The organism is Streptomyces sp. KLMMK, from assembly GCF_036961605.1.
Classification (GTDB): domain Bacteria; phylum Actinomycetota; class Actinomycetes; order Streptomycetales; family Streptomycetaceae; genus Streptomyces; species Streptomyces telluris.
Genome location: NZ_JBAMDC010000354.1, coordinates 1 through 6,656 on the forward strand (window position 1 = coordinate 1; position 6,656 = coordinate 6,656).

Consider the following 6,656-nt stretch of genomic DNA (forward strand, 5'->3'; position numbering starts at 1 on the left):
GAACGGACGCCCCCCGGCGGGCTGCCCCGGCGCGTACGCCAGGCGAGCCTCGCCCCCCAGCTGAAGAAGGACCCCTCCCCGGGGAAGGACGTGACGGCCACCCGCGCCCACGGCGGACCGGCCGGCCCGGACCCCGCCGGTCCGGAACCCGAGCGCGACGCCGACGAGGTGCGGGCCAGGATGGCCGCCCTCCAGCGCGGCTGGCAGCGCGGCCGGGAGCACAATGAGGCGGACGCACCGAACAGACCACCGAGAAAAACCGCACCAGGAACCACATCTGAGGGGGACGGTCGATGACCGCACCGAAGGCCGACAACGGGACAACCACCGCAGCGAACGGCGCACCGGCCGGCACGGGCGAACTGAACTGGCTCCTCGACGAACTCGTCGAGCGCGTCGGCAGCATCCGCAAGGCGCTCGTGCTCTCCGGCGACGGTCTGGCGACCGGAACCTCCAAGGACCTCTCGCGCGAGGACGGCGAGCACCTGGCGGCCGTGGCCTCCGGCTTCCACAGCCTCGCCAAGGGCGTCGGCCGCCACTTCGACGCGGGCAAGGTCCGCCAGACCGTCGTCGAGCTGGACGAGGCCTTCCTCTTCGTCACGGCCGCCGGCGACGGCAGCTGTCTGGCCGTGCTCGCCGACGCCGACTCCGACATAGGCCAGGTCGCCTACGAGATGACGCTGCTCGTCAAGCGGGTGGGCGCGCACCTGGCCACCGCTCCGCGCACCGGCGTAGCCGCCGACGGGTGACCGCCGGCCTGACCGGGGACGGCTCCGGCGACGGGGACGTGCGCTGGTACGACGACGCGGCGGGCCCGGTGGTCCGCCCGTACGCCATGACCCGCGGGCGCACCCGCAGCGCGGACGGGGCCGGCCTCGACCTCATCGCGGTCGTCGTCGCCGAGGACCCGGCGGACCACCCCGGAGCCGCCCACGCCCTCGCCGACCAGTCGCTGTCCCCGGAACACCTCGACATAGCGGAGCTCACCCGGGACATGCCGCGCTCGGTCGCGGAGCTGGCAGCGGGCCTCGACCTGCCCGTCGGCGTGGTGCGGGTGCTCGTCGGCGACCTGCTCGACGCCGGGCTCGTCCGGGTCACCCGTCCGGTGCCCCCGGCGGAACTGCCCGACGAAAGCATTCTGCGCGAGGTGATCGACGGGCTGCGGGCCCTCTGAGACGCGATGCGCGGGCGCCGGGCCCGGCGCCCGCGCACCGGAAGAGACTTGTCGTGACCATGGTCTCTACGGAACGATCACCTTCCACCGGGGGAGCGGGACACCGCGAACGCCCCCACGACCGGAGGACGAACAACCATGAGGTCCCTGCTCCCCGACCGCGGCCGCACGCGCCCGGCGACGGCCCCGGTGGCCCTCAAGCTCCTGGTCGCCGGGGGCTTCGGGGCCGGCAAGACCACCCTCGTCGGCGCGGTCAGCGAGATCCGGCCGCTGCGCACGGAGGAGCTGCTCACCGAGGCGGGCCGGCCCGTCGACGACACCTCCGGGGTGGAGGGCAAGCGCACCACCACCGTGGCCATGGACTTCGGCCGCATCACCCTCCGCGACGACCTGGTCCTCTACCTCTTCGGCACCCCCGGCCAGGACCGCTTCTGGTTCCTGTGGGACGAGCTGGCCCGCGGCGCGCTCGGCGCCGTCGTCCTCGCCGACACCCGGCGGCTGCAGGACTGCTTCGCCGCCGTCGACTACTTCGAGCGCCGCGGCATCCCCTTCACCCTCGCCGTCAACTGCTTCGACGGCGCCGAGCGCTACCCCGAGGAGGACGTCCGCGACGCCCTCGACCTCGACCCGGGCGTCCCGGTGATCCTGTGCGACGCACGGGAGAAGGAGTCGGTGAAGGGGGTGCTGGTGTCCGTGGTGCAGCAACGGTTCGCCGCGCTCGCACAGCAGGCCGGCTAGTCAGGCCGGTCAGGCCGGCCCGGTCAGGCCGGCTCGCCCTGGCCGGGCGCCTGCACCCAGCCGAAGCTGCGCTCCACCGCCCGGCGCCACACCCGGTACTCGGCCTCCCGCTCCTCCGGCGCCCGCCGGGGCGTCCACTCCGCGTCCCGCTGCCAGTGCGCCCGCAGTTCGTCCGGATCGCGCCACACGCCGGTCGCGAGACCCGCCGCGTACGCCGCGCCCAGGCTCGTCGTCTCGGTGACCACCGGCCGGATCACCGGCACGCCCAGCACGTCGGCCTGGTGCTGCATCAGCAGCCCGTTGGCCGTCATCCCGCCGTCCACCTTCAGCGAGCTGATCCGTACGCCGGAGTCCTGGAACATCGCGTCCACCACCTCCCGCGTCTGCCAGCTCGTGGCCTCCAGCACCGCCCGCGCCAGGTGCGCCCGCGTGACGTAGCCGGTCAGCCCGGTGATCACGCCCCGGGCGTCCGAGCGCCAGTAGGGCGCGTACAGGCCGGAGAAGGCCGGCACGATGTACGCGCCGCCGTTGTCGGGGACGCTCGCCGCCAGTGCCTCGATCTCGCCGGCCGAGCGGATCAGCCCCAGCCGGTCGCGGAACCACTGCACGAGCGCGCCCGTGACGGCGATCGACCCCTCCAGGCAGTAGACGGCCGGCTCGCCGCCCAGCCGGTAGCCCACCGTCGTCAGCAGGCCGCTCTTGGACGGCACGGGCCGCGTCCCGGTGTTCAGCAGCAGGAAGCTGCCCGTGCCGTAGGTGTTCTTGGCCTCGCCCACCCTGTAGCAGGTCTGCCCGAACACCGCCGCCTGCTGGTCGCCGAGGGCCGCCGCCACCGGCACCCCGGCCAGCGGCCCCACGGCCCTGCCGTACACCTCGCAGGAGGACCGGATCTCCGGCAGCACCGCCTCGGGGACGCCCATCGCGGCCAGGATCCCGGCGTCCCACTGGAGCGTGCCGAGATCCATCAGCAGGGTGCGCGACGCGTTCGTCACGTCGGTGACGTGCACCCCGCCGTCCGGACCGCCCGTCAGGTTCCAGATGAGCCAGGAGTCGACCGTGCCGAACGCTATCTCGCCGTTCTCGGCACGCCGCCGCAGCCCGGGCACGTGCTCCAGCAGCCAGGCGACCTTGGGCCCGGAGAAGTAGCTCGCCAGCGGCAGCCCCGTCGTTGCCCGGAACCGGTCCTGCCCGTCCGCGCCGCCCAGCTCGCGGCAGAGCGCGTCCGTACGGGTGTCCTGCCAGACGACCGCATTGTGCACCGGCTTGCCCGTCGAGCGGTCCCACAGGACCGTCGTCTCCCGCTGGTTGGTGATGCCCAGGCCGCTTAGCTCGCCGGCCTCCAGCCCCGCCGCGGCCAGCGCACCCGCCACCACCGCCTGCACCTTCGCCCAGATCTCGGCGGCGTCGTGCTCCACCCAGCCCGGCTTGGGGAAGATCTGCCGGTGCTCGCGCTGGTCCGCGCCGACGGGCCGGCCGTCCCGGTCGAAGACGATGCAGCGGCTGGAGGTGGTGCCCTGGTCGATCGCGGCGACGTACGGACCCGTCATGGCGTCTCCTGACCTCGGAACCTGTCCGGACCTGTCAGGACGGGAAGTGTTCCCCCGCCGTGACGGAGCGTCAAGGCGCGGGGCGGCGCAGCACCGGGAAGTCGAAGTACGTGCCGGGGAACGGCTCCGGCTTGAAGGTGTAGTGCCACCACTCCTCCGGCAGGTTGACGAACCCCTCCCGCTCCAGCGCCGACTTCAGCAGCAGCCGGTTCGCCCGCTGCACGCCCGTGATTCGCGGGTCCAGGGTGTGCGACAGGGTGTCGAAGCAGTCGAAGCCCGTGCCCATGTCCACGGAGTTGTCGGGGAAGCGCTGCTCCCGCGGCGCATAGCACGGCACGAGCGGCTCCCCGGGCACGTACGGCCGCGTCGGCCGGGCCGGCAGCTTCACTATCGTCACGTCCAGCGTGCTGCCCCGGCTGTGCCCGGACTTCGCCGCGATGTACCCGTCCTCGAACAGCCGGGACTTGTCCACACGCGGGTAGAACTCCGCCTTCATCCGGGTGTCCGCGAGGTCCTCGGCCCACTCCACGAAGTCGTTCACCGCCCGCTGCGGCCGGTAGCAGTCGTACACCTTCAGCCCGTAGCCCCGGCGCAGCAGCGAGCGCTGCGCCCGGTGCAGGGCGTCGGCGGCCTCCCGCGTCAGGACGCACATGGGGCGCAGATAGCCGTCGACGCGGTGGCCCGTGAAGTTGTGCACGGTCACGTACCGCATCTCCTGCAGGATCGTCGGATCCACGTCGGCGAGGGCCACGAACCCGCGGGGCGGGCGCGGCTCCGCGGAGGCGGCCCGCGCCGGTGGCGCGGCGGCCGGAAGGGACAGGAGCGTCAGGAGGGCCGCGGCGGGCAGGACGAAGGCCCGCAGGACGGCCCGGAACCGGGGTCTGTTCATGCCACCCGGATAGCAGCCGGACGGGCTCCCGGGGAAGGGCGCCCGCCCTCTCACTTCACTGCGCTCCCCTCTGCTCCGTCACGCGCCCTCTCCCCGCACGCGGACCGGATACCCCACCTCCTCCGCACCCTCCTGCTCCACGACCACCGCACCGTCCCGCCGGCGCGTGGTGAACCGCACGGCCTCCTGCGGCTCCCACCCGTCACCGCCGTCCGGGACCAGCACGCCGCCGCCCGTACGGCCCGGAGCCGGAGCCCACACCTCCAGCTCCACCGGTCCGGAGAGCCCGGAGAGCGCAGCGAGCCCGGGCTGTCCGGCCGGCGAGGGTCCGGCCGGCCCGGAAGCGCTCTCCGCAGTCCGCTGCACCGGAATCACCGAACCCGCCCGCGCCAGCACCGGGATCCGCGACAGCGGCGCGTCCAGCAGCACCTGCCCCGGCCCCTCGTGCGCCCTGCCCGTCGCCGTGTCGTACCAGAGCCCGCGCGGCAGCCGCACCGCCCGCCGGTCCGCCCCCTGCTCCAGCACCGGCGCCACCAGCAGCGAATCGCCCAGCAGGAACGCGTCCTCGCAGTCCCGCAGCGCACGGTCCTCCGGCGAACGCCACCACACCGGACGCACATAGGGCGCCCCCGTGCGCCGCGCCAGGTGCGCGAGCGTCACGAAGTACGGCAGCAGCCGCATCCGCTCCCGCAGCGCCTCCCCCGCGTGCTCCAGCGCCTCCCCGCCGAACTCCCACGGCTCCCGGCGCCCCGCGTTGATCGCCGAATGCGTGCGGAACAGCGGCAGGTAGGAGGCCAGCTGGAACCAGCGCACGTACAGCTCGGGCGAAGGGAAGCCGGAGAAACCGCCGATGTCCGGGCCCGAGTACGGCACCCCGCACAGCCCCAGGCCCAGCACCAGCGACAGCGACGCCCGCAGCCCCGGCCAGCCCGTGGCCACATCGCCCGACCACGTACCGCCGTAGCGCTGCATGCCCGCCCAGCCCGAGCGCGAGAAGAGGAACGGGCGCTCGCCCGGCCGCAGCTCGCACAGCGCCTCGTAGCCGGCCCGGGCCATGGCCAGGCCGTACACGTTGTGCGCCTCCCGGTGGTCGCCGCCGCGCCCCTCCAGCGAGTGCCGCGCCGACAGCGGCAGCGACGGATCCCCGAACGGCGCGAACGACACCGGCTCGTTCATGTCGTGCCACACGCCCGAGAACCCCTGCGCCAGCCGCTCCCCGTACAGCCCGCCCCACCACTTGCGCACCCGCGGATCGGTGAAGTCGGGGAAGACCGACTCGCCCGGCCACACCTCCCCCCGCACCCGGCGCCCCCGCGCGTCCCGTACGAACGCATCGGCCGCCGCCCCGCTGTCGAACACCCACTGACCCGGCTCCGCCTTCACCGCCGGGTCCACGATCGACACCAGCCGCACCCCCCTCTCCCGCAGCTCCGCCGCCAGCCCCGGCAGATCGGGGAACCGCTCCCGGTCCACCGTGAAGACGCGGTGCCCCCGGTAGTGGTCGATGTCCAGGTGCAGGGCGGACAGCGGCAGCCCGCGCTCGGCGTACCCCTCCACCACCCGCCGCACCTCGCGCTCGCTGCCGAAGCCCCAGCGCGCGTGATGGTGACCGAGCGCCCACGCGGGCGGCAGCGCAGCGGCCCCCGTCAGGGACGCCCAGCCGTGCAGCACCCGCGCCGGCGTCCCCACCAGCACCCAGTAGCGCAGCGGCCCCCCGTCCATCCGCACCTCGCAGCGGCCCGGCCGGTCGTGGCCCGAGCCCGCGCCCTCCTCGCCCTCCGCCAGCGTCACCCGCCCGTCCCACGAGTCGTCGTGGAACACCAGGTGCGTGCCCGCGTCCGCCACCACCAGCTGCACCGGCATCGTGATGTACAGCGGATCGTCGCCCGGCACGAAGGCGCCGTCCGGATCGGTGTTCCACAGCCGGTACGAGCCGTCCCGCAGCCGCGGACCCGCCGCCCGTCCGCCCAGCCCGAAGAAGCGCGCGTCCGCCGCCACCTGCGACCGCAGCGCCCACCGCGGCTCGGCCGACCCCTGCCGCTCGCGCCCCTCCGCATCCGCCGGCTCCCACCAGCGCGGCGGCAGATCGCGCCGCAGCAGCACGCCCCCGGGCGTGCGCACCTCCACCGTCCCGTGCCGGCCCACCACCACCAGCACACGCTCCGACACCACCCGCCAGCCGCCGTCGGTGTCCGGCTCCAGCACCGCCCGCTCGTCCACCTCCGGCCCCGGCCCGTTCAGGGCGTACGACGGCTCCGGCCCGGCACCGTCCCAGCCGCAGAACACCGCGCCGCCCGCCGCCACCCGC

General features: G+C 74.5%; 7 protein-coding genes. 4 read left to right on the top strand and 3 right to left on the bottom strand.

Going from position 1 to position 6,656, the window contains the following annotated elements:
• The 4 genes from V7793_RS30695 to V7793_RS30710 form a co-directional block, all read left to right on the top strand.
• Window positions 1–297 (top strand): hypothetical protein (locus tag V7793_RS30695; protein WP_336012684.1); only part of this gene is annotated, 297 nt, incomplete at its 5' end.
• The gene (locus V7793_RS30700) at window positions 294–749 is read left to right on the top strand and encodes a roadblock/LC7 domain-containing protein (protein ID WP_168092849.1); all 456 of its coding nucleotides are present in this window, start codon (window positions 294–296) and stop codon (window positions 747–749) included. The genes V7793_RS30695 and V7793_RS30700, both read left to right, overlap by 4 nt.
• Entirely contained in the window at window positions 746–1,174 is a 429-nt protein-coding gene (locus V7793_RS30705; RefSeq protein WP_336012687.1) for a DUF742 domain-containing protein, read from the top strand. The genes V7793_RS30700 and V7793_RS30705 overlap by 4 nt, the downstream gene beginning before the upstream one ends.
• A gap of 138 nt (window positions 1,175–1,312) precedes the next feature.
• The gene (locus V7793_RS30710) at window positions 1,313–1,912 is read left to right on the top strand and encodes a GTP-binding protein (RefSeq protein ID WP_336012690.1); all 600 of its coding nucleotides are present in this window, start codon (window positions 1,313–1,315) and stop codon (window positions 1,910–1,912) included.
• 23 nt (window positions 1,913–1,935) lie between these two features.
• On the opposite strand, the gene glpK is transcribed toward V7793_RS30710, so the two are convergent.
• The 3 genes from glpK to V7793_RS30725 all read right to left on the bottom strand — a co-directional run.
• Window positions 1,936–3,459, bottom strand: coding sequence for a glycerol kinase GlpK (gene glpK, locus V7793_RS30715; protein WP_336012693.1), 1,524 nt, complete (start codon window positions 3,457–3,459; stop codon window positions 1,936–1,938).
• A 70-nt stretch (window positions 3,460–3,529) separates the two neighbouring features.
• A complete protein-coding gene (locus V7793_RS30720) occupies window positions 3,530–4,348 on the bottom strand; it encodes a M15 family metallopeptidase (RefSeq protein ID WP_336012697.1) in 819 nt (272 codons plus the stop codon).
• 78 nt (window positions 4,349–4,426) lie between these two features.
• The coding region (locus tag V7793_RS30725) for a glycoside hydrolase family 31 protein (RefSeq protein WP_336012700.1) at window positions 4,427–6,656 on the bottom strand (2,230 nt) is incomplete at its 5' end.